General features: G+C 68.4%; 22 protein-coding genes. 6 read left to right on the top strand and 16 right to left on the bottom strand.

Annotated features, from left to right (window positions below):
• Positions 1–27: 27 nt before the first annotated feature.
• Positions 28–261, bottom strand: coding sequence for an addiction module protein (locus tag ACXJLH_RS05580; RefSeq protein ID WP_457442839.1), 234 nt, complete (start codon positions 259–261; stop codon positions 28–30).
• A gap of 28 nt (positions 262–289) precedes the next feature.
• Positions 290–835, bottom strand: a complete 546-nt coding sequence (locus ACXJLH_RS05575) for a DinB family protein (RefSeq protein ID WP_457442837.1) — start codon at positions 833–835, stop codon at positions 290–292.
• A 105-nt stretch (positions 836–940) separates the two neighbouring features.
• Between ACXJLH_RS05575 and ACXJLH_RS05570 the strand changes: the two genes are divergently transcribed.
• Positions 941–3,664, top strand: coding sequence for a CHASE domain-containing protein (locus ACXJLH_RS05570; protein ID WP_457442835.1), 2,724 nt, complete (start codon positions 941–943; stop codon positions 3,662–3,664).
• A gap of 94 nt (positions 3,665–3,758) precedes the next feature.
• A complete protein-coding gene (locus ACXJLH_RS05565; protein WP_056202770.1) occupies positions 3,759–4,886 on the top strand; it encodes an ABC transporter substrate-binding protein in 1,128 nt (375 codons plus the stop codon).
• Between the two features lie 147 nt (positions 4,887–5,033).
• Here the strand turns inward: ACXJLH_RS05565 and ACXJLH_RS05560 are convergent, their stop codons facing one another.
• Positions 5,034–5,477 carry an Lrp/AsnC family transcriptional regulator gene (locus tag ACXJLH_RS05560; protein WP_457442833.1) on the bottom strand — a complete coding sequence of 148 codons (444 nt, stop codon included), beginning with the start codon at positions 5,475–5,477 and terminating at the stop codon, positions 5,034–5,036.
• An 84-nt stretch (positions 5,478–5,561) separates the two neighbouring features.
• On the opposite strand from ACXJLH_RS05560, the gene ACXJLH_RS05555 reads away from it, so the two are divergent.
• Positions 5,562–6,152, top strand: coding sequence for a LysE family translocator (locus ACXJLH_RS05555; RefSeq protein ID WP_457442831.1), 591 nt, complete (start codon positions 5,562–5,564; stop codon positions 6,150–6,152).
• Positions 6,153–6,158: 6 nt separating this feature from the next.
• Here the strand turns inward: ACXJLH_RS05555 and ACXJLH_RS05550 are convergent, their stop codons facing one another.
• From ACXJLH_RS05550 to ACXJLH_RS05505, 10 genes are all read right to left on the bottom strand, one after another.
• Entirely contained in the window at positions 6,159–7,088 is a 930-nt protein-coding gene (locus ACXJLH_RS05550) for a transglutaminase family protein (protein ID WP_457442829.1), read from the bottom strand.
• Entirely contained in the window at positions 7,085–9,733 is a 2,649-nt protein-coding gene (locus ACXJLH_RS05545) for a circularly permuted type 2 ATP-grasp protein (protein WP_457389915.1), read from the bottom strand. The genes ACXJLH_RS05550 and ACXJLH_RS05545 overlap by 4 nt, the downstream gene beginning before the upstream one ends.
• Positions 9,734–9,854: 121 nt before the next feature.
• The gene (locus ACXJLH_RS05540) at positions 9,855–10,739 is read right to left on the bottom strand and encodes an alpha/beta fold hydrolase (protein ID WP_056202750.1); all 885 of its coding nucleotides are present in this window, start codon (positions 10,737–10,739) and stop codon (positions 9,855–9,857) included.
• 10 nt (positions 10,740–10,749) lie between these two features.
• Positions 10,750–11,034 (bottom strand): type II toxin-antitoxin system RelE/ParE family toxin, encoded by a 285-nt coding sequence (locus ACXJLH_RS05535; protein ID WP_457442827.1) that lies wholly within the window; start codon positions 11,032–11,034, stop codon positions 10,750–10,752.
• Entirely contained in the window at positions 11,031–11,315 is a 285-nt protein-coding gene (locus ACXJLH_RS05530) for a DUF6290 family protein (RefSeq protein WP_056202746.1), read from the bottom strand. The genes ACXJLH_RS05535 and ACXJLH_RS05530 overlap by 4 nt, the downstream gene beginning before the upstream one ends.
• A 34-nt stretch (positions 11,316–11,349) precedes the next feature.
• Positions 11,350–14,781 (bottom strand): transglutaminase family protein, encoded by a 3,432-nt coding sequence (locus ACXJLH_RS05525; RefSeq protein WP_457442825.1) that lies wholly within the window; start codon positions 14,779–14,781, stop codon positions 11,350–11,352.
• A 189-nt stretch (positions 14,782–14,970) separates the two neighbouring features.
• Complete coding sequence (locus tag ACXJLH_RS05520; protein WP_457350306.1) at positions 14,971–15,921, bottom strand: alpha-E domain-containing protein; 951 nt, start codon at positions 15,919–15,921, stop codon at positions 14,971–14,973.
• Between the two features lie 14 nt (positions 15,922–15,935).
• Entirely contained in the window at positions 15,936–17,408 is a 1,473-nt protein-coding gene (locus ACXJLH_RS05515) for a circularly permuted type 2 ATP-grasp protein (protein ID WP_056202739.1), read from the bottom strand.
• 138 nt (positions 17,409–17,546) lie between these two features.
• Positions 17,547–19,535 (bottom strand): TonB-dependent receptor, encoded by a 1,989-nt coding sequence (locus ACXJLH_RS05510; RefSeq protein WP_457442823.1) that lies wholly within the window; start codon positions 19,533–19,535, stop codon positions 17,547–17,549.
• A gap of 64 nt (positions 19,536–19,599) precedes the next feature.
• A complete protein-coding gene (locus tag ACXJLH_RS05505; RefSeq protein WP_457442821.1) occupies positions 19,600–19,914 on the bottom strand; it encodes a hypothetical protein in 315 nt (104 codons plus the stop codon).
• 311 nt (positions 19,915–20,225) lie between these two features.
• On the opposite strand from ACXJLH_RS05505, the gene ACXJLH_RS05500 reads away from it, so the two are divergent.
• Positions 20,226–21,419 (top strand): M20 aminoacylase family protein, encoded by a 1,194-nt coding sequence (locus ACXJLH_RS05500; RefSeq protein ID WP_457442819.1) that lies wholly within the window; start codon positions 20,226–20,228, stop codon positions 21,417–21,419.
• The gene (locus ACXJLH_RS05495) at positions 21,416–21,958 is read left to right on the top strand and encodes a DUF1415 domain-containing protein (RefSeq protein WP_056202728.1); all 543 of its coding nucleotides are present in this window, start codon (positions 21,416–21,418) and stop codon (positions 21,956–21,958) included. Before ACXJLH_RS05500 ends, ACXJLH_RS05495 begins: the two co-directional genes overlap by 4 nt.
• 3 nt (positions 21,959–21,961) lie before the next feature.
• Here the strand turns inward: ACXJLH_RS05495 and ACXJLH_RS05490 are convergent, their stop codons facing one another.
• Positions 21,962–22,315 (bottom strand): hypothetical protein, encoded by a 354-nt coding sequence (locus ACXJLH_RS05490; RefSeq protein WP_056202726.1) that lies wholly within the window; start codon positions 22,313–22,315, stop codon positions 21,962–21,964.
• Positions 22,316–22,487: 172 nt separating this feature from the next.
• Here ACXJLH_RS05490 and ACXJLH_RS05485 point away from each other — a divergent pair, with 172 nt between their 5' ends.
• Positions 22,488–23,180, top strand: a complete 693-nt coding sequence (locus ACXJLH_RS05485; protein ID WP_056202722.1) for a response regulator transcription factor — start codon at positions 22,488–22,490, stop codon at positions 23,178–23,180.
• Here the strand turns inward: ACXJLH_RS05485 and ACXJLH_RS05480 are convergent.
• Positions 23,177–23,992 carry a CheR family methyltransferase gene (locus tag ACXJLH_RS05480; protein WP_457442816.1) on the bottom strand — a complete coding sequence of 272 codons (816 nt, stop codon included), beginning with the start codon at positions 23,990–23,992 and terminating at the stop codon, positions 23,177–23,179. The two genes, ACXJLH_RS05485 and ACXJLH_RS05480, sit on opposite strands and share 4 nt — an antisense overlap.
• A gap of 3 nt (positions 23,993–23,995) precedes the next feature.
• On the bottom strand, positions 23,996–24,214 hold the full coding sequence (locus tag ACXJLH_RS05475; RefSeq protein WP_457350320.1) for a hypothetical protein: 219 nt from the start codon (positions 24,212–24,214) through the stop codon (positions 23,996–23,998).
• Between the last annotated feature and the right edge of the window lie 85 nt (positions 24,215–24,299).

Genomic DNA, 24,299 nt, shown 5'->3' with positions numbered 1-24,299 from the left:
CAATCAACCAGATCGAGATTTCCAGTATTACCTGGCCAGCGCACGAGCCTTGGCGAACACTTCATCCGCGGACAGGCTCTGCGCCTCGCCACGATCAAAGGCAGCGAGACGCCGTTCGATCTCAGCATCCCAGGCGTCGTCCAACTCGCGGGCAGCTGGCTCGTTCAATGACGCCAGCAACTCATCAACCAGGCGTTCTCGCTCTAGCAGCAGCAACTGGTGGCCAAGACGGGCGAGTTCGGCGGCGGAAGGAGCCTGCATGACGCACCTCGATACAGAGCTTCGATCGTCACACCGGCTCGGCCCAACCCAGCTCCGCCATGTCCGCCACACGATGCTTGTCATCGCCCAGCATGATGAAGTCATCCAGCTGCGGCGGCTTCACCGCCGTGCCGGCCAGCATCGCATGCACCTGCCCCCGATGGTGGGTCTGGTGCATGAAGAGGTGCGCCAGCACCCGCCCCACCGGCTCGCGCGGCCCGTTCTCGATACCGGCGCCGCGGTCGAAGGCGACGATGCGCTCCTCGTCGCCCGGCTGTAAGCCTGAGCAGAACGCCACCAGCTTCTCGTCGCTTTCGTCCTGCCGCGCCGCCAGCTCGGCCGCCGTCTGCGCCGGCACATAACTGGCCCAGATGTGGCGCATGGCTGCGTCACCCTGCAGGGCGGCAAGGTAGTAATGGTCCACATTGAGGATGTGATTGGCCGTCAGCGCCAGGCTGGGGAAGAAGCTGGTGCGCGGGGCGTGGAAATCGACATCGGACAGCGCTGCCAGCGCACTCAGCAGGCGGCGGTTGGCGAGGCGGTTGGCGCGGGCCTGAATGAGGAAGATATTCATGGCTGGCATTGTGCTCGGGCGGCCCCGCCATGGGGCTGACGGCGCGGACCGGACATGCTTCAATCGCCACGCAGGCAGCATGCCGCGCCACAAAAGAGTCAAGGCTTGCGCATCGGAGACGGCTATACCGGGTCAGAGAAGGTCAGCACGGCTGCATGGGTGGCGGCCGCGGCCGTGCTGTCCATCGGCCTGGCTTTGACAGCGGGCGCCGTCATCTGGCAGCAGCAGCGCGCCGGCGCCGAGGCGCGCGGCCTGCAGGAACGCCAGGTTGAGCGGCTGCAGGCCGATGTCGTGAAGCGGCTGACCATGCCGGTCTATGGCCTCAAGGGCGCCCGCGGCGCGCTGGCGGCGCTGGAGGGCAAGTTCAGCCGCGCGGCCTTTGACGCCTATGTCGAGTCGCGCGACTTGCCCCGCGAGTTCCCCGGCGTGCGTGGTTTCGGCTTCATCGAGAGGGTGGCGCGCCGCGACCTGGCCGCCTTCGTCGCGGCCCGCCAGCGCGAGGGGGGCACCGAATTCCGCGTGCATGGCTCAGGCCAGGACCCGACGCTCTACGTCGTCACGCAGATTTCGCCGTTCTCGCACAACTTCTCGGCCTGGGGCATCGACTCCGGCGCTAACCCGGTGCGCCGCCAGGCCATCGAACAGGCCATCGACAGCGGCGAGGCGACTCTTTCCGGCCCCGTGCGCCTGGTGCAGGACCCGCTGAAGGGCACCGGTTTCCTGCTGCTCGTGCCGGTCTATCTGCAGGGGCATGACCCCGGCACGCCGGCCGAACGCCGTAAGGCGCTGCTCGGCTTGCTGTATGCGCCGCTGGTGGCGGGCGACCTGCTGCGCGGCGTGGCAGAGCCGGCGTCGTCGCTGCTGGACCTGAAGTTGTCCGTCCGGACGACGGACGCCGAGTTTCAGCCCCTGCTGGCGACACGCGCGGGCCAGGCGCTGACGCCGGCCGAGGCGGCCGACTACGAGCTGAGCGACGCGCCGACGGCCGATTCGTTGCGCTTCACGGTCGCCGGCCGCGAGTTCATGCTCGATACGGCGCTGACCCGCGAGGCGTCCATGCGGCTGCTGGGCCTGTCGGGCCTGGGCCTGGAACTGGGCGGTGCGCTGCTGAGCCTGCTGCTGGCGGTGACGGTCTATCTGCTGGCCGCCGGCCGCACACGCGCCGAGGAGATGGCGCGCGGCATGACCGCCGACCTGGCGCGCCTGGCCATGGTGGCCAGCCACACGACCAATGCCGTCTTGATCACCGACACGGATCGCCGCATCAACTGGGTCAACGACGGTTTCACGCGGCTCAGCGGCTTCACCAGTGCGGAAGCCGTGGGCAAGCGGCCGAGCGACCTGCTGCACTCCGAGCTGACCAACGAAGACACGGTGCACGGCATGCGCGAGGCCATGAGCGTTGGACTGGGCTGCAAGGTCGAGCTGATACGCCGCGCCAAGGACGGCCGCGACTACTGGGTGGACGTCGAGGTCCAGCCCCTGCACGACGCCGAGGGTGCGCTGACGGGCTTCATGGTCATCGAGTCCGACATCACGGCCCGCAAGCAGCTCCAGGCCCAGGCCGACGAGGCGCGCCAGAGCCTGCAGGATCTCTATGACAACGCGCCCTGTGCCTACTACGCGCTGGACGAGAACGGGCGCTTCCTGCAGATCAACGCCCTGGGCCTGAGCTGGCTGGGCTGCACGGCCGAAGAGCTGATCGGCCAGGCCAGCCCGGCGGACTTCTTCGATGCCGAGGGCCGCCTGCTGTTCAGCCAGGCCTTCCCCCGCTTTATGCGCGAAGGGCGCATCTCGGAGTTGGAGTTCAGCGTCAAGGGCCGCCAGGGCGAAGCCCGCCGCGTCAGCCTGTCGGCCACGGCCGTCTACGACGCCAACGGCAACTACCTGCGCAGCCGCTCCGTGATGTTCGACATCAGCGAGACCCATCGCATCCGCCAGCAGTTGCACCAGTTGACGCTGGACCAGGAGGCCATGCTGGAGAGCGATCTGGTCGGCATCGTCAAGCTGCGGGACCGCGTGACCGTCTGGCGCAACCAGGCGCTGGAGCGCATGTTCGGCTACGCCGAGGGCGAACTCCTCGGTGCGCCGGTGCGCCAGCTTTATGTCGACGACACCGCCTACGAGACCCTGGGTGCGCTGGCCTATCCACAGCTCAAGGCCGGCGGTCGCTTTCGCACCCAGCTGCAGATGCGGCGCAAGGACGGCTCGTTGATCTGGGTGGACCTGGCCGGCGTCGAGCTGCCCGCCGTATCCAGCGAACGGGGTGGCGAGTCGCTGTGGATGATGGTCGACATCACGCAGAGCAAGGCCCACGAGGCGCGCATGGAGCGCGCGGCCCTGCACGACGCATTGACCGGCCTGCCCAACCGCCTGCTGCTGGGCGACCGGCTCAAGCAGGCCATTGCCGCCGCCGAGCGCAGCGGCCATGTCTTTGCGCTGGCTTATCTCGACCTGAACGGCTTCAAGCAGATCAATGACAGCCATGGCCACGACGCCGGCGACGAAGTGCTCAAGGCCGTGGCCGCCCGCCTGCACACCGGCCTGCGCGCCAGCGACACGGTGGCCCGCCTGGGTGGCGACGAATTCGTCGTGCTGCTGACGCCGACCCTGGTGCCGGCCGACGCCGAACCGGTGCTGAACCGGCTGCTGGACGCTCTATCCCAGCCGATCACGCTGGGCTCGGGCGAGCAGGTGGCCGTGGGCAGCAGCCTGGGCCTGGCCCACTTCCCGGTGGATGGCCAGACGGCGGATGCGCTGATGCGCTTCGCCGACGAGGCCATGTTCGCCAACAAGCGCGCCGGCCGCGCTCGCGCACGCACAAGTTAGCAAACGTTTCCGCCGGGGCGTATTCACGCCCGGCGGGCACTGTGCGCCGATCGGTTGTAACAGCTGCCCCCGGCTTGGGGCATGATTCGCGCCCATGCTGACCCGCCGCCAAGCCCATCTCGCCCTGGCCAGCCTTGCGCTGCCGGCCACATCTGCTCGCGCCCAGGAACGCCGCGCCATCGTGCTCGGCCAGTCCGTGCCGCTGACCGGCCCCGCCGCCCAGCTCGGCCTGCAGATGCAACTCGGCGCCAAGGCCTATTTCGATGCCGTCAACACCAGCGGCGGCGTGGGCGGCCTGCCCATCGTGCTGAAGACGCTGGACGACGGCTACGAACCCGCGCGCTGCAAGGCCAACACCGAGAAGTTCATCCAGGAGGATGTCTTCGCCTTGTTCGGCTATGTGGGCACGCCCACGTCGGTGGCGGCGCTGCCGCTGGCGACGGCCGCCAAGATTCCCTTCATCGCCCCCTTCACCGGCGCCGAGGCGCTGCGCGACCCGTTCAACAAGCTGGTTTTCCACATCCGCGCGTCCTACTACGACGAGACCGAGCTGATCGTCAAACAGCTGACCCAGCTCGACCTGAAGAAGATCGCCGTCTTCCACCAGAACGACGCCTATGGCCAGGCCGGTCTGAAGGGCGTGCTTCGCGCGCTGGAAAAACGTGGCCTGCAGCCGGTGGCCGTTGCGACGGTGGAGCGCAACAGTGTCGACGTGGCTGCGGCCATCAAGACCCTCGTGCCGGCACAGGCCGAGGCGATCGTGCAGATCAGCGCGTACAAGAGCTGCGCCGCCTTCATCCGCGAGGCCCGCAAGGCAGGCTATTTCGGCCAGTTCTACAACGTGTCCTTCGTCGGCACGCAGGCCCTGGCCGATGAGCTCGGCAAGGACGCCGCCGGCATCGTCGTCTCGCAGGTCATGCCGTCGCCCTTCGGCACCGCGGTCGGCCTCGTCAACGACTACCAGCAGGCCCTGCGCAAGCTCGACGCCAAGGCCGAGCCCAACTACACGAGCATGGAAGGCTATGTCGCGGCGCGCGTCATCGTCGATGCCCTGCGCCGTTTGGGCGGCCGGCCCACCCGCGAAGCACTGATCGCCGCGCTGGAGACCTTGTCCGGCTACGAGTCACGCGGCTATCACCTGAACTTCTCGCCCACCAAGCACACCGGCTCCAGCTTCGTGGAGCTGTCGATGCTCACGGGCGACGGAAAAGTCAAGCGTTGAAGCCCCTCGTCCAGTCCGGCCTGGCTGAACGCCGGCCAGCCTGACCGGTCCCCCAAGGGGACGGCGATGCTTGCGGCATTGAGCCGCAAGCACATCGCCCTCGGCGGGCCGGCTAGGGGCGGCCCGGCGCTCGGCCCGCAAGAGCCATCACGCGCGCTCGTCTTTGGGCGAGTCCATGACGATGAAGCTCGTGATCATGCTGACCTGGGGCAGGCCGCCCAGCACGTCGGCATGGAAGCGCTTGTAGGCCGGCAGGTCGGCCACCTCCACACGCAGCAGGTACTCGAAGGCACCGGTCACGTTGTGACACTCGCGCACAACCAGGCAGTCCTTCATCGCCTGCTCGAAGCTCAGCTGCTCGTCCAGCGTGTGGCGCGACAGGCCGATGGCCACGTAGGCCACGAAACCCAGGCCCAGCCGCGCCGGGTCCAGCACGGCGCGGTAGCCCTTGATGACGCCCACTCTCTCCAGCTCCTGCACGCGCCGCAGGCAGGCCGACGGGCTGAGCGCGATGCGCTGGGCCAGCTCGGCATTGGTCAGGCGCCCGTCCTTGACCAGTTCGCGCAAGATCTTCTCGTCGATGGCATCCATGGCCGCAGATGATTGCACAAGACCGGCCGGCGGCACTGCAAAACGCAAGCCCATTCGACGCCGACCTGCCTAGAGTTGCGCGCCATGGAAACCACCCTCAGCACCCTGGCCGCCCTCACCGGCTTCGCCTTCGTCATGTCCATCACGCCCGGACCCAACAACCTGATGCTGCTGGCCTCGGGCACCAACTTCGGCTGGCGGCGCAGCCTGCCGCATCTGCTGGGCATCAGCTTCGGCTTCGGCGTCATGCTGGTGCTCGTCGGCCTGGGGCTGGGCGAGGTGTTCACGCACTACCCCGGCCTGCATGAGGTGCTGAAGTGGGCAAGCCTGGCCTATCTGCTCTACCTCGCTGTCAAGATTGCCCGCGCCGCGCCACCGACCGCCCAAGGCGGCGGTCAGGGCCGACCCATGGGCTTTGGCGCTGCGGCGCTGTTCCAGGTCGTCAACCCCAAGGCCTGGGCCATGGCGCTGACGGCCGTGACGGCCTATGGCGAACTCGGCATTGCGGCGCTGACCGCCGTCTTCGTTCTCGTCAACCTGCCCTGCTGCGGCTCATGGGCCCTGCTGGGCGAGCAGATGCGCCGCTGGCTGCACCGGCCACGCGCGCTGCAGGCCTTCAACTGGGGCGCGGCGACGCTGATGGTGGTGTCGGTGCTGCCGCTGCTGCGGAGCTGACGCCGCTCAGTCGGCCACCGGCTCCACGCTGACGCTCACGCCCAGTGTCGCCACGCCGCCGCCGCGCAGCACGCCGCGCAGCGGCGCCACGTCGGCATAGTCGCGGCCCCAGGCCAGCGTGACGTGGTCCAGGCCCGCAGGCACGGCATTGGTCGGATCCAGGGCCAGCCAGCCCTGCTCGGGGCACCACAGTTCAACCCAGGCATGCGAGGCATCCGCGCCGACAAGTTTGGTCACGCCCTCGGGCGGGCGTGTCAGCAGATAGCCGCTCACATAGCGCGCCGCCAGGCCCAGTGAGCGGCAGGCGGCGATGAAGACGTGGGCGAAGTCCTGGCAGACGCCGCTGCGCAGGGCCAGCGCGTCGGCGGCGCGGGTCGCCACCGTCGTGCTCTGCGGCAGATAGCGCAGGTCGGTGTGGATCTGGTGCATCAGCGACAGGCCGCCGGCGGCCAGCGTGCGGCCGGGCGAAAAGGCGCGGCGCGCATAGGCGCGCAGCGTCTCGTCGGGTGCGGCGTAGTTGGAGGCGAGCGCGAACTCGTCGGCCTCCTGCAGCGCACGGCCAGCGCGGTAGCGCAGGCCGGCCGCAACGGCCTCCCAGGCCTGGCCGCGGCCGGGCTCGGGCACCGGGCGGTCGCTGAGCTCCACCTCGAAGCGGCTGTCGACGACGAGGCGTTCATGCACGCGCGCATGGCCAAAGCTCAGATGCTGGTTGCCCCAGGGGTCGCGGCGCAGATGCCGGGCCAGCTCGCCCGTGTCCAGCTCCAGCCCCTCGACGCCCCAGCCGTCCGGCAACGGGTCGATGTTGAGCCGCCAGTCGCTGACCTTTTGCCAGGGCGTGTGGCGCGGCGCCAGGCAGGCGGCGTGATAGGCCCATTCCACCGAGTCGTCGTAGGTGTACTCGGTGACGTGATGGACGGCGAGCCGGATGCCTGTCATTGCCAGACTCGCTGTTCTGCGCCGAGCACATGCGCGAAATAACGCTGGCTGATCAGGCTGGACAACTCGCCCGCCTGGGCCGCCGCGCGCGTCAGATGCTCGACAAGGGCCGGCCCTGACGCCGCCAGTTCGGCCAGCGGCCAGGCCTCGGGCACGGGCAGCTCGGCAGCGATGTCGGCGGCCCAGCCGGGATCGTGGCGGGCCAGCTTGGCGAAGCGGTCGCGCAGCGTGCGCGCCACCCAGGCCAGCGACCGCGGGTTGTCGGTGTCGTGCACCAGCAGGTGCAGCAATGGCGGTGCCTCGCGGCGCGCCTGGAACTGGGCACGGTAGGTGATGGTCGAGTCGAACACGCCCAGCAGCAGGCCGAAGCCGTCCTCGGTCAGCGCCAAGCCATGCTCGAAGGTCTCGGCCAGCACCTCGGCATGGAAGGACAGGCGCTCGATCTGGCGGCCGATGGACAGCAGCCGCCAGCCGTCATCGCGCGTCATGCGGTCGGTCTGGGCGCCGGTGATGGCGGCCAGGTGGGTGTCGGCGCGCGCCAGCACATTGAGCACATCGGTCACCGGCGTGCCCGGACCGGGGCGGTCCAGCACAGCGCGCAGATGCTGCTCGAACTGGGCGGCTGTTTCGTGGATGAGGCGCCAGGCCTCGGGCGACAGGCGCTCGCGCAGCGCCTGGGCGCAGGACTGCAGCGCACGCAGGTTCCAGCCGACGCTGGTCTCGCCGGACGCCGGCAGCAGGGCCGTCAGGATCGCACGCTCGAAACCACGCGGGTCGTCCTCGGCCGCGGGCGCCTTGGCGCCGACAAGGCCATGGCGGCGCGCCAGCGCGTCCAGCAGCGGCAGCATGGGCGGCGGCATCGCGCCGCGCTGCACCATGACGCTGGCCTCGATGACATGACGCGCCAGCCGGGCGCTGTTCTCGGCACGCTCGGTGTAGCGGCCCAGCCAGAACAGGTTCTCGGCGGCGCGGCTGGTCACCGTCCAGTGCACGTCGCGCAGGTCGGCGGCCTGCAGCGGCTGGGCCAGCAGCGTCGTCGGGTCGACCTCGCCGTCGGTCATGACCCAGGTGTCGGCGCTCAAGCTGCCGCGCTGGATGGACAGCCAGGCATCGGCCAGCGGGTCGCGCTTGGGCGCCACGCGCGCCAGGCCGCCGGGCAGCACCTTCCAGCCGCCCTGGCCGTCGGTCATCGCGAAGACGCGCAGCACGGCCACGCGCGGCTCCAGCGCGCCGCGTGTCCAGACCGGCTGCTTGGTGGGCTTGACGCGGGCCTGCAAGGTGTAGGCGGTGGGGTCGGCGTCGATACGCTCGGCCAGCTCCCAGAGCTGCTCGTCGGTCAGTTCCGCGGCGACGATGGGCGAGAAGCTGCGCGTCGTGCTGCTGGCCGAGAAGGTCGGCACGACGACAAACTCCGCCAGCCGCGGGCGCAGTCTGCGCCAGGCGCTGTCCTCGCCGCACCACCAGCTCTGGATGGCTGGCAGCGTCAGGTCCTCGCCCAGCAGGCTCTCGGCCACGCCAGGCCAGAAGGCGGACAGGCCCGGGCTCTCCAGCCAGCCCGCGCCCGGCGCATTGGCGATGACGACTTCGCCGGCACGCGCTGCCTGCAGCAACCCCGGCACGCCAAGGATGGAGTCGGGGCGCAGCTCCAGCGGGTCCAGCCAGGTGTCATCAACGCGGCGCAGCAGCACATGCACGCGCTCCAGGCCGGCCAGGGTCTTGAGATAGACCTTGTCCGCGCGCACCGTCAGGTCGGCGCCTTCGACGAGGGTGATGCCGAGATAACGCGCCAGGAAGGCCTGCTCGAAATAGGTCTCGTTGCGCGGCCCCGGTGTCAGCAGCGCGACGCGGCTGCGCTCGCCGGCGGGTGACAGCTGGGTCAGGGTCTGGATGAAGTCGCGGTAGCTCGCCGCCAGGCGCTGCACGGCCATCTGCCGGAAGGCTTCGGGGAACTGCTGGGCAATGATGAGGCGGTTCTCGAGCACATAGCCCAGGCCCGACGCCGCCTGCGTGCGCTGGCCGACCACCCACCAATGGCCGTCGGCGCAACGCGTCAGGTCGAAGGCCAGCACATGCAGGTGAACGCCAGCGGCCGGCTTGGCTCCATGCATGCCGCGCAGGTATTGCGGGTGGGCCAGCACCAGTGACGCGGGCAGCAGGCCTTCGCTCAACAGCTTGCGCTCCCCGTAGGTGTCGGCCATGACGGCGTTGAGCAGGCGCGAGCGCTGGGCGATGCCGGCCTCGATATGGCGCCATTCGTCCGGCTCGATGAGCATGGGCAGCAGTTCCAGCGGCCAGTGGCGGGCCAGCGGCGCACCCTCTCTCTCGTCCTGGCCGGGCAGCGGTGGGGCATCGCTGTGCACGTTGTAGCTGGCACCGTCCTCCAGCACGCGGCGCTGCACCCGCAGGGCCTTGGCGCTGAGCTCCTGCCAACCCGCCGCACCGCCGGCCGCGAAGAAACGACGCCAGCGCTCGGTGAGGCCGCCCTGGGGCTCGCCGGGCTGGTTGACCTGGCCGGTCAGCTCATAGAAGTGGCCGTCACGGCTGCGCAACGCGGCCGAAGCGGCAAGCGCCAGCGGGTCGGGCGCCAGCACCTCCTCGGGCTCGTCGGGAAGCAGGCTCCACTGGCTGGGGGTGAGCTCAGACATGGGCGAGGAGGATCGATGCGGTCATGCGGCGCGAAGAAGGCGGAAAGGGCATTGTCGAGCAATGTCCGCGCGGCGCCGGCCCGGGGCTGCGGGGGGTGCGCCGGCTGGCGCCGGTCACTGCTCAGGGCGCCGGTAAGCCCGGCTCGCTGGCAACCTGGCCACGCGGCGACAGAAAGGCGCGCAACACGCGTTCGGCCGCTTCCGGGTCATCGCGCCAGGCGCCATGGCCCACGTTGGCAAAGCGCTCGAACTGCACCCATTGCGCCGGTAGCGCGGCAACGATCTCTTCGGCGTCCTGCGGCGGCGTGACCGGGTCCTGCTCGCCGGCCATGACCAGCACCGGGCACTGCACATTCGCGAGGCCCGGGCGAAGGTCCATGTCGCGCAGCTCGGTGCGGGTGTGGGCGAACAGGATCTCCGGCTTGAACATCATCCAGCCGCCGGCGTTCGGGTTCTTGAGCTGCGTGTTGTAGAGGCGGCGGCAGACCTTTTCATACACGGCCCAGCTGGCCGGGCCGGGGTTCTCCCAGAACTCGCGCGTGGCGGCCGCGGCGTCCGGCCCGCCGAGCGCACCGAAGCGCTCGATCTTGCGCTCCAGCCCGAAGTGATGCGAGGTGCTGGACAGCACGACCTTGCCCGGGTGCTCCGGGTGGCGGGCCAGATAGCGCTGCGCGACAAAGCCGCCGAAGCTCTGGCCCAGCACGATGGGCTTGACGACGCCCAGTGCGTCGCACAGCCGCACGATGTCGTCGGCGAAGACGTCCAGCACCCACTCATCCGCCGGCCGCGGGTCGCTGCGGCCATGGCCGCGCTGGTCGAAGTAGACGACCTGGCAGAGATCGGTGAAGCGGCTGAAGAAGGGCCGGAAGGCGGTATGGTCGAAACCCGGGCCGCCATGGATGAGGATGAGGGTTGGCTTCTCGCGCAGTTCGGGGCCGACGGGCTCATGGCCCAGGCCCTCAATGTCGACGAAGAGGCGGACGCCGGGTTCGATTTCGATGCGCATGTTTCGGGTCTTAGCGCGATTCGCGCTGGTGGCGAATCGAGATTACAACGGCCACATCAGCGCGCGGCATGTATCGGTAGCGGACGACGTAACCTCGTGCAGCGCGGCCGACGACCAGTTCACGCGTGCCGGTGCCGGCACGGCGTCCGATTTCTGGCGCGTAAGTCAGCACACGCAGCGCATCGAGCAACTCGTCTTTGCGCTCGATGGCGTTGTCAGCATCGTGCGCCATCAGAAAGTCCGTGATGCGATCCAGATCGTCAATTGCACCGCGCCCAAGCTCGACACGCGTCATTCGAGAATCTTGCGAGGCTTCGGCAGTACCGCCGGCTTACCGGCAACCTTGGCATCGAAGTACGCCTTGGCTTCGTCAAGGCTGACGGCTTCGCCAGTCTTCAGGAACTCAGTCCAACGCTCCTCGCAGATCCTGTCCATCTCCGCATCGAATTCCGCCTGCTCGACCGACTCGGCAATGGCATCGCGGATGAAGGCATGCGCCGTCTTGCCGGCCCGCGCGGCGGCTTCGCTCACGCGTTCCTTCAAGTCGTCTTCCAGGCGAATGGTCGTCGTCGACATGGGGGCTCCAATGTTGTAGCGCAATTGTGCTACATCAGCCCACCTTGCGCAGATCCAATGTGAACGGGAACTCCAGGCTGCGCTTCGGCTCACCCACCTCGACCTGGCCCGGCGTGTGGCCCATGGCCACGAAGCGCGACAGGCGGCGGCTCTCGGCCTCGTAGGCGTTGACCGGCAGCGTCTCGTAGCTGCGCCCGCCCGGGTGCGCGACCGAGTAGCGGCAGCCGCCCAAGGACCGGTTCTGCCAAGTGTCGACAAGGTCCAGCGTCAGCGGCGCGTGGATGGGGATGGTGGGGTGCAGGGCCGACTCCGGCAGCCAGGCGCGGTAGCGCACGCCGCAGACGAACTCGCCGACGCGGCCCGTGGGTTGCAGCGGCACGGGCACGCCGTTGACCGTCACACGGTGGCGCGGGTCGACGAGGCCGGTGACGAGCAGCTCCATCCGTTCCAGCGACGCGTCCACATAGCGCACATTGCCGCCGGCCGAGCCTTCCTCGCCCATCACATGCCAGGGTTCCAGCGCGCCGCGCAGCGTCACATGCACGCCGCGGGCCACGAACTCGCCGTACTTCGGGAAGCGGAACTCCAAGTGCGGCGCGAACCAGTTGGCGTCGAAGGCATAGCCGGCCTCGCGCATGTCCTGCATGACGTCGGCGAAGTCCTCGCGCACGAAATGCGGCAACAGCCAGCGGTCGTGCAGCTCCGTGCCCCAGCGCACCAGCGGTGCGCGGTAGGGTTTGTTCCAGAAGCGGGTGACGAGCGCGCGCAGCAGCAGTTGCTGCACGATGCTCATGCGCGCATGCGGCGGCATCTCGAAAGCGCGCAGCTCCAGCAGGCCCAGGCGGCCGGTGGCGGAGTCGGGCGAGTAGAGCTTGTCGATGCAGAACTCGCTGCGGTGGGTGTTGCCGGTCACGTCGACCAGTACATTGCGCAGCGTGCGGTCAATGAGCCAAGGAGCGACGTTGTCCCCGAGCTTGTGGATCTCGCCCAGCGCAATCTCCAGCTCGCGCAACTGGTCGTTGCGCGCCTCGTCCACGCGCGGCGACTGGCTGGTGGGGCCGATGAAGAGGCCGCTGAACAAATAGCTGAGCGACGGGTGGTTGTGCCAGTAGGCCAGCAGCGACGCGAGCAGCGCGGGGCGGCGCAGGAAGGGTGAATCCGCCGGCGTGGCGCCGCCGAGCACGAAGTGGTTGCCGCCGCCGGTGCCGGTGTGGCGGCCGTCGATCATGAACTTCTCGCTCGACAGCCGCGTGAGGCGCGCGGCCTCGTAGAGGAATTCGGTGTGGTCGACCAACTCGCGCCAGTTGTGAGCCGGGTGGATGTTGACCTCGATGACGCCGGGGTCTGGCGTGACCTGCAGCAGCTTCAGGCGCGGGTCGCGCGGCGGCGGGTAGCCCTCCAGCACGATCTTGTAGCCCGTGTCCTCGCAAGCCGCCTCCACCGCCGTCAACAGCTCCAGGTAATGCTCGAGCTTTTCGAGCGGCGGCATGAAGACGTAGAGCACGCCGCTGGCCTTGCCCTTGCGTTCGGCCGCGGGGCCGTTGGCGCGCCGCGGGTCGCGGGCTTCGACGCACAGCGCCGTGCGCGTGACGTCACGGGCGCTCTCGAAGCGGCCTGGTGCGGCCTGGGTCGAGCCGTCGCCTGCCCCTGCCCCACCAATGCCGGCGCCACCCGCAGCAGCACCGGCCTTGCCCCCCAGCCGCAGGCCCGGCACCGGCCCGGCCGACGTCACGCCCAGCGTCTGCACCCGCAGTGCCGCCGCGGCCGGCAGCATGCCGCGCGGTGCGAAAGGATCCTGCTCGATCAGATAGGGATAGTCGCCCTTGCTGACCCAGGGGAGCGAGTCCAGCGGCAGCCGCCAGCCCATCGGCGAGTCGCCGGGATGCAGGTAGAGGCGATCGTCGCGGAAGAACCAGGGGCCGGTCTGCCAGCGCGTGCCGGCCAGGGCCGGCGAGTCGCCGCTGTGGGCGATCGGCAGCACATAGCCGACGACCTCGGCCAGGCCTTGCTCGAAGATGCGGCGCAGGCGCGCTCGCTCCATCTCGTCGTCCAGCCGCGAGTCGAAGGGGTCGACGTTGACCGGCAGGCGGCGCTCGCGCCACAGGTAGTAAAAGGTGTCCTCGTAAGCGGGCTCGACATGGCTGTCTGGCAGGGCCAGGCGGCGCGTCAGTGCGCTCATGAAGGCCTGGGCATGCGTGCTCGTGTAAGCGTGGCCCTCGCGTTCGTCAGCGAACCACTCCGGGTTGCGCCAGCAGGGTTGGCCGTCGGCACGCCAGTAGATGGACAGCGCCCAGCGCGGCAGCTGTTCGCCGGGATACCACTTGCCCTGGCCGAAATGCAGGAAGCCGCCCTGGCCATATTCGTCGCGCAGCCTGTGCGTGAGCTGCTGGGCGTGGATGCGCTTGGTGGGGCCCAGCGCCTCGGTGTTCCATTCGGGCGCGTCGCGGTCGTCGATGGACACGAAGGTGGGCTCGCCGCCCATCGTCAGGCGCACGTCGCCGGCGGCGAGTTCGCGGTCCACCTGCTCGCCGAGCAGCAGCACTTCGGCCCATTGCTCTTCGGTGTAGGGCTTGGTCACGCGCGGCGACTCGTAGATGCGCGTGACGCTCATCTCGTGCTCGAACTCGACCTCGGCCTTGTCGACGGCGCCGCTGATGGGCGCAGCACTGCCGGGCGTGGGCGTGGCGGCCAGCGGGATGTGGCCTTCACCGGCCAGCAGGCCGGAGGTCGGGTCCAGGCCGATCCAGCCCGCGCCGGGCAGATAGACCTCGCACCAGGCGTGCAGGTCGGTGAAGTCGACCTCGGTGCCGCTGGGGCCGTCCAGCGCCTTCTCGTCGGGCGTCAGCTGGATCAGGTAGCCCGACACGAAGCGCGCCGCCAGACCGAGGTGGCGCATCAACTGCACCAGCAGCCAGCCAGAGTCGCGGCAGGAGCCGGAGGCTTTCTCCAATGTCTCCTCGGGCGTCTGCACGCCGGGCTCCATGCGGATCAGGTAGGAGACGCTGCCCTGCACCTTCTGGTTGAGCTCGACGAGGAAGTCATTCGTCGAGCGCCGGTCGAGCGGGATGTCCTTCAGGTAGGCGGCCAGCAAGGGCGTCAGCGGCTCGACCTGCAGATAGGGCGCGAGCTCGATCTGCTGGACCTCGTCGTACTTGAAGGGGAAGGTCTGGGCGTGCTCTTCGAGGAAGAAGTCGAAGGGGTTGTAGACCGACATCTCGGCCACCAGGTCCACCGTGACGGTGAACTCGGTCGTCTTCTCGGGGAAGACCAGGCGCGCGAGGTAGTTGGCAAAAGGGTCCTGCTGCCAGTTGATGAAATGGTCGGCAGGTTCGATGCGCAGCGAGTAGCTCAGCACCGGCGTGCGGCAATGCGGCGCCGGCCGCAGCCGCACGACCTGCGGGCCGAGGCTGACGGGGCGGTCGTATTTGTAGCGGGTGACGTGCTTGAGGGCGACGTGGATGCTCATGTCAGTTGTCCGTTCTGCATTCGCGGCTATCGCGACGCATAGAGTTATCGGGCCGAGCGCCGGGCCGCTCCCAAGCCGGCCCGCGATGGCGATGTGCTCGCGGCTCAATGCCGCGAGCATCGCCGTCCCCTAGGGGGACCGACCGGACCCGCCCGCGTTCAGCGCGGCAGGACAGGGCGAGGGGCACTGTCATCCTGTCGAAGGAACGAGGAAGTCGCGGCTGATGCCTGCGCCGAGATCGGCCACCTCGGCGAGGAAGCCATCCAGGAAGGGATGCAAGCCCTTGGCCAGGATCTCGTCAATGCGCCCGAAGGCCAGTTCCGCCTCCAGCCGCCCGACGCGGCGCAGCGTCTCGCCCGACTGTGGATTGGCCACGCGCTTGAGGTTGGCCAGCATGCGCGTCACGCAATGCGACAGCGAGCGCGGCATGTCGGGGCGCAGGATCAGCAGCTCGGCCACCTTGTCGGGCTGGATGACGTTGCTGTAGACCTTGCGGTAGATCTCGAAGCCCGACACCGAGCGCAGCACGGCCGACCAGTAGTAGAAATCGCGCGCCGTGTCGCGCTCGGAGACGATCTCCCCGTCGTGGCGATAGAACTTGACGTCCAGCAGCCGCGCCGTGTTGTCGGCCCGCTCCAGGAAGGAGCCAATGCGGATGAAGTGAAAGGCCTCGTCCTGCAGCATGGTGCCGACCGTGACGCCACGCGACAGGTGCGAGCGGTACTTGACCCACTCGAACAGCTGCGACGGATCTCGCGTCAGCAGGCCTTCGCGCAGCAGGCGACGGAACTCCAGCCAGGTCTGGTTCATCGTCTCCCAGACCTCGGTCGTCAGCGCACCGCGCACGGCCCGCGCGTTCTCGCGCGCCGCGCGCAGGCAGTTGAAGATGGACGAGAGGTTGTTCTCGTCGGCCACCATGAACTCCATGACGCTGCGACTGTTGATGCGCGGGTACTTGGTGTTGTAGAGGCTGTTCAGCTCGGAGATCGAGACCAGGCTGCTCCACGACTGCTCGGATTCCGTCGCCGATTGCGGCTGGAGGGAGGTTTGATACGCGATGTCCAGCATCCGCGCGGTGTTTTCGGCCCGTTCGATGTAGCGGCTCAGCCAAAACAGGTGGTCAGCGGTTCTTGAAAGCATCGATCAGTCCTCCCTCAGTCCTCAAGAACCCAGGTGTCCTTGGTTCCACCACCCTGGCTGCTGTTCACCACCAAGGACCCCTCTTTCAACGCCACCCGAGTCAACCCGCCGGGCACCATGCGCACGCTCGACCCCGACAGCACGAAGGGTCGCAGATCAATGTGACGCGGCGCGATGCCCGATTCGACGAAGGTCGGGCAGGTCGACAGCGACAGCGTCGGCTGGGCGATGTAGTTGCCCGGGTTGGCAATGAGCTGCGCCCGGAAGGCCTCCACCTCGGCCTTGGTGGCGGCGGGGCCGACCAGCATGCCGTAGCCGCCCGCGCCGTGCACCTCCTTGACCACCAGCTCGGACAGGTGCGCCAGCGTGTAGGCCAGGTCTTCCTTGTCGCGGCAGACATAGGTCGGCACGTTCTGCAGGATGGGTTTCTCGCCGAGGTAGAACTCGATCATCTTCGGCACGTAGGGGTAGATGGACTTGTCGTCCGCGATGCCGGTGCCGATGGCATTGGACAGCGTCACCTTGCCCGCTTTGTACGCATCCACGAGGCCGGCGCAGCCCAGCTGCGAATCGGCGCGGAACACCTTGGGATCGAGGAAGTCGTCATCCAGTCGGCGGTAGATCACGTCGACGCGCTTGGGGCCGCGCGTGGTGCGCATGTACACGAAGCCGCCGTCGACGAACAAGTCCTGACCCTCGACCAGCTCCACGCCCATCTGCTGGGCCAGGAAGGCGTGCTCGAAGTAGGCCGAGTTGTACATGCCCGGCGTCAGCACGACGACGGTCGGGTCCGACACGCCCGAGGGCGCCACGCTGCGCAGCGTGTCCAGCAGCAGGTCGGGGTAATGCGCCACCGGCGCGATGCGATGGTTGACGAACAGCTCGGGGAAGAGCCGCATCATCATCTTGCGGTTCTCGAGCATGTAGCTCACGCCGCTGGGCACGCGCAGGTTGTCTTCCAGCACGTAGTAGTGGCCGCTACCGTCGGCGTGGCCGGCGCGCACGATGTCGACGCCGGCAATGTGGCTGTAGACGCCGCCGGGCACGTCCACGCCCATCATTTCCTTGCGGAACTGGGCGTTGTTCAGGATCTCGTCGGCGGGCACGATGCCGGCCTTGAGGATTTCCTGGTCGTGATAGACGTCGTGGATGAAGCGATTCAGCGCCGTCACGCGCTGGGCCAGGCCGGCCTGCATGGACGTCCACTCGCTGGCCGGGATGACCCGCGGGATCAGGTCGAAGGGGATCAGGCGCTCGGTGCCTTCGCCCGAGTCCTTGTCGCCGTAGACGGCGAAGGTGATACCCACGCGCCGGAAGATCAACTCGGCCTGCTCGCGCCGTTCGCGCATCAGCGACTCGGGCTGCTCGGCCAGCCAGCGGGCGTAGCTCTCGTAATGAGCACGCACGCCGCCGGCCTGCTGGGCCTGGCCGGTGGCGCCTTGCCACTGCAGCGCAGCGGCATTCATCTCGTCAAAGGCGGTCTGCATCGTTGCTCCTGTTCCCTGCCTCGCGACGCAAGTTCCGCGCCCGCGCTAGAAAGAAGCTTCTGGTGCGTGCACGCACGACTTGCGTGCATACCGCCCAGTACATGGGCAGCATGCACGGTTGTACACCGGGTCGGGGGCTCAGAAACGCAGTTGCAACCCTGTACTCGCCGACCGGCCCGCCTGGGGCGCCAGGTCGCGGATGGTCGGCACGGCGGTGGCGTTGTAGGCCAGCTTGTTGCCCAGGTTGTCGAGCTTCAGGTACCAGAGGGCGTCGGTCTGCCCCCAGCGCAGCTGGCGGGCGACGTACAGGCGCAGCGTGCCGTAGCCGGGCGTGGGCGTGTCGAACTCGGCGACGCGGGTCTGGCGGGCGGCGCCGCGCCATTCCAGCTTGCCGGACCAGTCGCCCTGCCGGGCCTCCAGGCCCAGCATGGCGCGCAGCGGTGCCAGGCGCGGCAGGGGCTCGCCGGTGGCACGGTTGTCGCCGCGCACGGCGTCCAGTTGGCTCAGCAACGCGATGGTGGGATGCAGCTGCCAGCGGCCTTCCAGCTCGACGCCACGCAGCCGCGCCGGCACGGCCTGGAAGTTGTAGACCGGCACCGCCTCGCCGTCGTTGTCCACCGTCGCACCGGTGGCTTGCAGCGCGATGTAGTTGGTAAAGCGCGTCTCGTAGACATTGACGTGGACATGGCTCTGCGCCGATTCCCACTTCAAGCCGACGTCCAGGCCCTTGGACCGCTCCAGGCCCAGGTTGGCATCGCCCCGCTCATACGCCGCGCTGGCCAGATGCAGGCCGTTGGCGAACAGCTCGTAGTAAGCCGGTGCGCGCTCGGTGCGGTTCAGGTTGGCGCTCAGGCTCCAGGCGTCGCTCAAGGGATAGACGCCGCTGAGCGCGACGCTGACGGGTTTGAAGCGCCTGTCCGCCGGGGTGCCGAAGCGCTCGCCACCGTCCGAGTCCACCGTCACGCGCTCGCTGCGCGCGCCCGCCGACCAGTCCACGCCGCCCAGCCTGGCCTGCTCCAGCACGAAGACGCCGGTATTGCGGGTGCGCGTGCTGGGTACGAAGGCTTCCTCGCCCAGGGCCGAGAAGTCCAGCGACTCGGTCTGCAGGCCGACCAAGCCCTTGACCGGGCCCCATGGGGTCTGGATCGCGGCGTGCTCCACCTCCAGGCGCCCATCGGTGCCCGTGCTCTTGAAGGTCGTGCCGACCTCGCCCGTGCCCTCCACCTCCTGGTGCTCGTAGCGGTTGCGGCTGAGCTGCCAGCTGACGCGGTGGATGGGGCTGTCGGCCGTGGCCCATTCGCCAGCCGTCGCCAGGCGCTGGCGCTGCATGCGGATGGTCACGTCCTCCTCGGCCGTGGTGCCGTAGTTGGTGTGAAAGTCGTCCACGGACACGCCGGCATAGCCGCCCTGGAAGAACACCGAGCCGCCCACCGCGCCGCCATGGCTGCGCGCCGCGGAGTTGCGCACGCTGGTGCGGGTTTCGCCATCACTGTCAAAGCGCGGGGCGACCTGGTCGCCGGCATCGCGCCCGGCCAGGTCGACATGCCAGCCAAAGCCCGAGTGCGGCTGGCCGCTGCCGCCGTCCAGCACCACGGCGCCGCTCTTGTCGCGTGAGGCACCGCCGAGGCGAACTTCCGCCGCGCCGCTCAGGCCGTCGATCAGCGTGCGCGGGATGCGGTTGTCCAACGTGTTGACGACACCGCCCACCGCGTTGCCACCGTACAGCAGGGCCGCCGCGCCGCGCAGCACCTCGACCTTGTCGATGACCAGCGGGTCGATGGCCACGCCATGGTCGAAGCTGAGGTTGGACGCATCCACCGACGCGCCGGAGTTGCTCAGGATGCGCACGCGGTCGCCATCCAGGCCGCGGATGCTGGGCCGGCTGGCGTTGGGGCCGAAGTTGGTGGCCGCCACGCCGGGCAGGCCTTGAAGGGTGTCGCCGAGGTTGGCGGCGCGGGTCAGCACGAGCTGGTCACCGCTGAGGGAATCGCTGGGCTGGGCCAGCACCTGGCTCTTCAGCGGGTTGCCGGTGACGACGACCTTGTCGAGGGATTCGGCGGGCTCAGCTTGAGCAGAAAGGGAAACAAGACAGGCGGCCGCGAGGGGCGCCAGGGCAAAGGAACGCATGGAGGTACTTCCGCAAGAAAACGCAAACGCCCGCGCCAACGTTGGGCGCGGGAAGGCTTGGACTTCAGGCGGAAGCGGGCGGCGCGCGGGCCGGGGGCAGGCCGAGGCTGACCGCGCGCGGTGCACCGCCGCGGGCCAGCAGCGGCGCGGCATGCGTGGCCGAGCCGACAGCCAGAACCACCGGTTCGGCCACTGGCGCGCCGGCGCCGAGGTCGGCGGCGGTCAGGCAGAGGTCGCAGTGAACCAGGTGGGCGATGCCGTCGTCCTGGCGGTCGCTGCCGACGTGCGACAGCGCATGCACCCCTGCCATCGCTTGCGCGAGGGGGAGTAGCAGCGCCAGCCACAACAGCCAGTTTCTTGACCAACGACGAACGTTCACGGAGGGGCCTGTTACCAGGGCAAAGATCGGTGCGAGAGGGTCTGCGCGGGTGCAGGGCTAGACGCGCGGCGCCGCCAGGGCTCATGCCCAGGCCAGGCGCGCAACAACGCCATGCGCCCGCGCAGACCCTCTCCCGAAGGGTTGTCACTCAAAAGCCTGCGCGCGGCGTTGCGAAGCCTCGCTGGGGACGACCCCAGCTTCGTTTCGCGCCTTGCTCGCAGGCTTTTGAGTGGCAACGCACCCGACCTTTGCCCTGGTAACAGGCCCCGATCCTAAACTCAGGCCTCTACAGAGCCTGAAGTCACCCTGTCATGAAGCTCATCGACACCATCCTGGCCGACGCGCCGGCCATCACGGCCATCCGCCGTGACCTGCACAAGCACCCCGAACTCTGCTTCCACGAGCAGCGCACAGCCGACGTCATCGCCCAGGCGCTGACCGACTGGGGCATCCCCGTGCACCGGGGCCTGGGCAAGACCGGCGTCGTCGGCATCGTCAAGAACGGCTCGTCCGACCGCGCCGTCGGCCTGCGCGCTGACATCGACGCGCTGCCGATGACCGAGCGCAACGAGTTCCCGCACGCCAGCTCCTACCTGGGCCGCATGCACGCCTGCGGCCATGACGGCCACACCGCCATGTTGCTGGCCGCCGCCAGGCACCTGGCGACGAACCGCAACTTCGACGGCACCGTCTACCTCGTCTTCCAGCCTGCCGAGGAAGGTGGCGGCGGCGCGCGCGAGATGATCAAGGACGGCCTGTTCGAGAAGTTCCCGATGGAGGCCATGTTCGGCGCCCACAACTGGCCCGGCATGCAGGCCGGCCAGTTCGCGCTGAAGAGTGGCCCGGTGTTCGCCAGCAGCAACGAGTTCAAGATCACCTTGCGCGGCAAGGGCTCGCACGCGGCCATGCCCCACCTCGGCCTGGACCCGGTGCCGGCGGCCTGCCAGCTCGTCACGGCCTTCCAGACCATCGTCAGCCGCAACAAGCGCCCCATCGACCCCGGCGTCATCTCCGTGACCATGATCCACGCCGGTGAGGCGACCAACGTGGTGCCCGACTCAGTGGTCATGGAGGGCACGGTGCGCACTTTCACGCTGGAGCTGCTGGACCTGTTCGAGCGCCGCATGAAGGAGATGACCGAGCAGCTCGCCGGCGCCTTCGAGCTGACTGCCGAGTTCGAATTCCGACGCAACTACCCGCCGACGATCAACCACCCCGAAGAAACCGAATTCGCTCGCCGCGTGCTGACCGACATGGTCGGTGCCGACAACGTGCAGGAGTTCGAGCCCACCATGGGCGCCGAGGACTTCAGCTACTACCTGCTCGACAAGCCCGGCTGCTACTTCCTGATCGGCAACGGCGACGGCAGCCACCGCGTCGGTGGCCATGGCATGGGGCCCTGCATGCTGCACAACCCGAGCTATGACTTCAACGATGAGCTGATTCCGCTGGGCGGCTCGATGTGGGTCAGGATGGCTGAAGCCTGGTTGAATACACCGCGATGAATCACGAGCAAATCATCCAGGACACCCGCGACTGGGTCGTCAAGGCCGTCATCGGCCTGAACCTCTGCCCGTTCGCCAAGGCCGTGCACGTCAACGAGCGCATCCGCTATGTCGTCAGCGACGCCACCGAGCCCGAGGCGCTGCTGAAGGACCTGGCCCGCGAACTGCTGGCGCTCAACCGTGCCGATCCGGAAGAGGTCGACACGACGCTGGTCATCCATCCCCATGTGCTGACCGATTTCCTCGACTTCAACGACTTCCTGGACGCGGCCGACGCGCTGGTGGAAGAACTGAAGCTCGACGGCATCCTGCAGATCGCCGACTTCCACCCCGCATACCAGTTCGAAGGCAACGAGCCCGACGACATCGCCAACTACAGCAACCGCTCGCCCTACCCGACGCTGCACATCCTGCGCGAAGACAGCATCGAGCGCGCCGTCGAGTCCATGCCCGACACGGCGTCCATCTACGAGAACAACCTAGAAACGCTGGACAAGCTGGGCGTGGAGGGCTGGCGCAAGCTCGGCCTCAAGGGCTGAGGCTCATTCCTTCACCCAGGAGAACGCGCCGCCGCCCTTCTTGGGCGAATTGGCGCGTGTGCGCAACACGGCATCGAAGCCGCTCTTGCCGCCATTCCAGATGGCTGTCAGCAAGCTGACAACATCGTCGCGGCTGTAGGCATCCAGGTCGGCACGGAACTGCTTGATCGCCGCGGCCAGCATGTCGCGCGGCAGCTCCTGGTGGGTTGCCAGCACGAGGAACATGGCGGCGAACAGGTCGGGCCGGCTGCCACACAGCACCTGGATGCGTCGCAGCGCCTCGGGCGGCGCCGCGCGCTGGCCCGGATGCAGCCAAGTCAACTCGTCTGGGCCTTCGGCTTGCACGTCATCGGCCATCGCGGTCTCCTCGTGCCGCTCGTTGGCGGCTTGATTTATCACAGCGTCCGCCTAGTGTCAGTCATTTATGACCCAAAACGTGCAGCAAACCACGTTCAAGAGGCTTTCCGAGGCATGCTGACGCCCCAGTCATGCGGCAAACTCCGCGGCTGCTCTCGTGTCCCCCGCCACCATGCAACCCAAGACCCTCGCCCTCATCGATGACGACGCTGAGTACTCCGAGTTCCTGACCCAGCATCTGCAGGAGCAGCAGGGCATCGCGGTCAGCCGTTTCGACGACAGCAATGCGCTGCTGGCCTCACCCGATGCCTTTGGCTTTGATTTCTATCTCGTCGACCTGATGCTGCCCGGCGTCAACGGCGTGGAGCTGATCAAGATCCTGCGCCGGCGCACCGATGCCGGCGTCGTCGTCGTGTCGGGGCGCCTCGGGCCGGAAGTCTTCCGCGAGGTCATCACGGCTGGCGCCGACATGTATCTCGTCAAGCCGGTGCAGTTCGAGCAGGTGTCGCTGGCGATTGCCGCCGTGCAGCGCCGCGTTGCCAAGCCCTCGGCGGCCGACGCGGTCTGGAAGTTGGACCGCGCCAGTGGCGAGCTCGTCGTGCCCGACGGCACGCGCATCCAGTTGAGCGAGGCCGACCGCCAGTTGCTGGAATGCTTTGCCCAGGCCGGCGGCGAACCGGTCACGCGCGAGACCCTGCTGAACAAGCTCGGCCGCGAGGTGCCCGAGGGCGAGACCGACGACGGCCTGTCGGCCACCATCTACCGCCTGCGCCGCCGCATCGAGCGCGCCACGCCCACCCTCGTGCCGCTGCAGAGCAAGTCGCGGGTCGGCTATGTCTTCCGCGCGCCGCTGCAGCTGATCTAGACCTGTTTTCTGAAGACGCCTGGGGCCAGCGCTTCCAGGCCCGGCGTCGTGACCAGGCCCTGCTCGGCCGTTCCAACGAAGAACAAGCCACCGGGATGCAGCCGCGCCAGCACTTGCGCCAGGACGGCCTGGCGCGTCGCCGCATCGAAATAGACCAGCACCTGGCGCAGCCAGATCGCATCAAAGCCCTGAGCGCCGTGCAGTGGTGCGCGCAGGTCGTGGCGCTCGAAATGCACGCGCTCGCGCAGGCCGGCCTGCACCTGCACCAGGCCGGTGCCTGCCGGGTCGCCGCCCAGGCCGTAACGGCGCAGCCGCTCCGGCGTGACCTGGCGCAGTTGCGCCTGCGGGTAGAGGCCCTCGGCAGCGCTGCGCAACCGCCGCTCGTTGATGTCGGTGCCCAGCACCAGCCAATCAGCGCCGACGCGCCCGGCCTGCTGCAGGTCGGCCAGCAGCATGGCCAGGCTGTAGGCCTCGTCGCCGAAGGAAGTGCTCGCGCTCCACAGCCGCGGGCGCTGCGGACGGACACGGCTCAGTTCGGACTCCAGCAGGTCGAAATGCATCAACTCACGGAAGAAATGGTTTTCGGGGGTGGTCAGCAGGTCGACGGCCATCTGGAATTCGCCGCCATCGTCCGCCGTGGCGATCAGCGTGACATAGGCCTCATAGCTGTCCAGGCCGAGGCGCTGCAGCCGCGGCGCCAGACGGGACGCCACCACGGTCCTCTTGGCCGTCGCAAAGCCCAATCCCAGGTTCTCCTGCATCAGCCCACCAAGCCGCACATACGTGTCTTCGCGCAATTCCGGCAAGCCCATCGTTCAGGCGTCCTCTCGGGCCGTCGTGGCGATGAGATCGGCCAGGCCGAGAGCGCGGCAGGCGTCGGCAGGCACGTCGCTGGCCCACGTCAGCTGCAGGCTCTGGGCACCGGCGGCATCGAACTGCTCGACGGCCGTGTAGAGGCCGATCTCCATCGGCAGGCTGCCCCGGCAGCTGACGCGCTGGCCCGCCTGAGGGGTGGAAAGGACGACGGCCAACATGGCTCCAAGCCTAGGAGCTGCCTACAGACGCCGCTGCGGGGAATTCTTGACCGAGTCTGTCGGGCCGCCTCAAGACCCCGCTGCG

The sequence above is a fragment of the Roseateles sp. P5_E4 genome (genome assembly GCF_054049255.1).
Note: the sequence above shows the minus strand (reverse complement) of the source record. Positions and strands in the feature narration are given on the sequence as shown.

Bases quoted from the DNA above. Each gene is read 5' to 3' on its own strand.
- ACXJLH_RS05545 (WP_457389915.1), bottom strand. From the start codon at position 9,733: ATGTCTGAGCTCACCCCCAGCCAGTGGAGCCTGCTTCCCGACGAGCCC.
- ACXJLH_RS05560 (WP_457442833.1), bottom strand. From the start codon at position 5,477: ATGGATGCCATCGACGAGAAGATCTTGCGCGAACTGGTCAAGGACGGG.
- ACXJLH_RS05565 (WP_056202770.1), top strand. From the start codon at position 3,759: ATGCTGACCCGCCGCCAAGCCCATCTCGCCCTGGCCAGCCTTGCGCTG.
- ACXJLH_RS05540 (WP_056202750.1), bottom strand. From the start codon at position 10,739: ATGCGCATCGAAATCGAACCCGGCGTCCGCCTCTTCGTCGACATTGAG.
- ACXJLH_RS05580 (WP_457442839.1), bottom strand. From the start codon at position 261: ATGCAGGCTCCTTCCGCCGCCGAACTCGCCCGTCTTGGCCACCAGTTG.
- ACXJLH_RS05525 (WP_457442825.1), bottom strand. From the start codon at position 14,781: ATGAGCATCCACGTCGCCCTCAAGCACGTCACCCGCTACAAATACGAC.
- ACXJLH_RS05510 (WP_457442823.1), bottom strand. From the start codon at position 19,535: ATGCGTTCCTTTGCCCTGGCGCCCCTCGCGGCCGCCTGTCTTGTTTCC.
- ACXJLH_RS05500 (WP_457442819.1), top strand. From the start codon at position 20,226: ATGAAGCTCATCGACACCATCCTGGCCGACGCGCCGGCCATCACGGCC.
- ACXJLH_RS05520 (WP_457350306.1), bottom strand. From the start codon at position 15,921: ATGCTTTCAAGAACCGCTGACCACCTGTTTTGGCTGAGCCGCTACATC.
- ACXJLH_RS05555 (WP_457442831.1), top strand. From the start codon at position 5,562: ATGGAAACCACCCTCAGCACCCTGGCCGCCCTCACCGGCTTCGCCTTC.
- ACXJLH_RS05530 (WP_056202746.1), bottom strand. From the start codon at position 11,315: ATGTCGACGACGACCATTCGCCTGGAAGACGACTTGAAGGAACGCGTG.
- ACXJLH_RS05485 (WP_056202722.1), top strand. From the start codon at position 22,488: ATGCAACCCAAGACCCTCGCCCTCATCGATGACGACGCTGAGTACTCC.
- ACXJLH_RS05480 (WP_457442816.1), bottom strand. From the start codon at position 23,992: ATGGGCTTGCCGGAATTGCGCGAAGACACGTATGTGCGGCTTGGTGGG.
- ACXJLH_RS05475 (WP_457350320.1), bottom strand. From the start codon at position 24,214: ATGTTGGCCGTCGTCCTTTCCACCCCTCAGGCGGGCCAGCGCGTCAGC.
- ACXJLH_RS05495 (WP_056202728.1), top strand. From the start codon at position 21,416: ATGAATCACGAGCAAATCATCCAGGACACCCGCGACTGGGTCGTCAAG.
- ACXJLH_RS05535 (WP_457442827.1), bottom strand. From the start codon at position 11,034: ATGACGCGTGTCGAGCTTGGGCGCGGTGCAATTGACGATCTGGATCGC.
- ACXJLH_RS05490 (WP_056202726.1), bottom strand. From the start codon at position 22,315: ATGGCCGATGACGTGCAAGCCGAAGGCCCAGACGAGTTGACTTGGCTG.
- ACXJLH_RS05550 (WP_457442829.1), bottom strand. From the start codon at position 7,088: ATGACAGGCATCCGGCTCGCCGTCCATCACGTCACCGAGTACACCTAC.
- ACXJLH_RS05515 (WP_056202739.1), bottom strand. From the start codon at position 17,408: ATGCAGACCGCCTTTGACGAGATGAATGCCGCTGCGCTGCAGTGGCAA.
- ACXJLH_RS05575 (WP_457442837.1), bottom strand. From the start codon at position 835: ATGAATATCTTCCTCATTCAGGCCCGCGCCAACCGCCTCGCCAACCGC.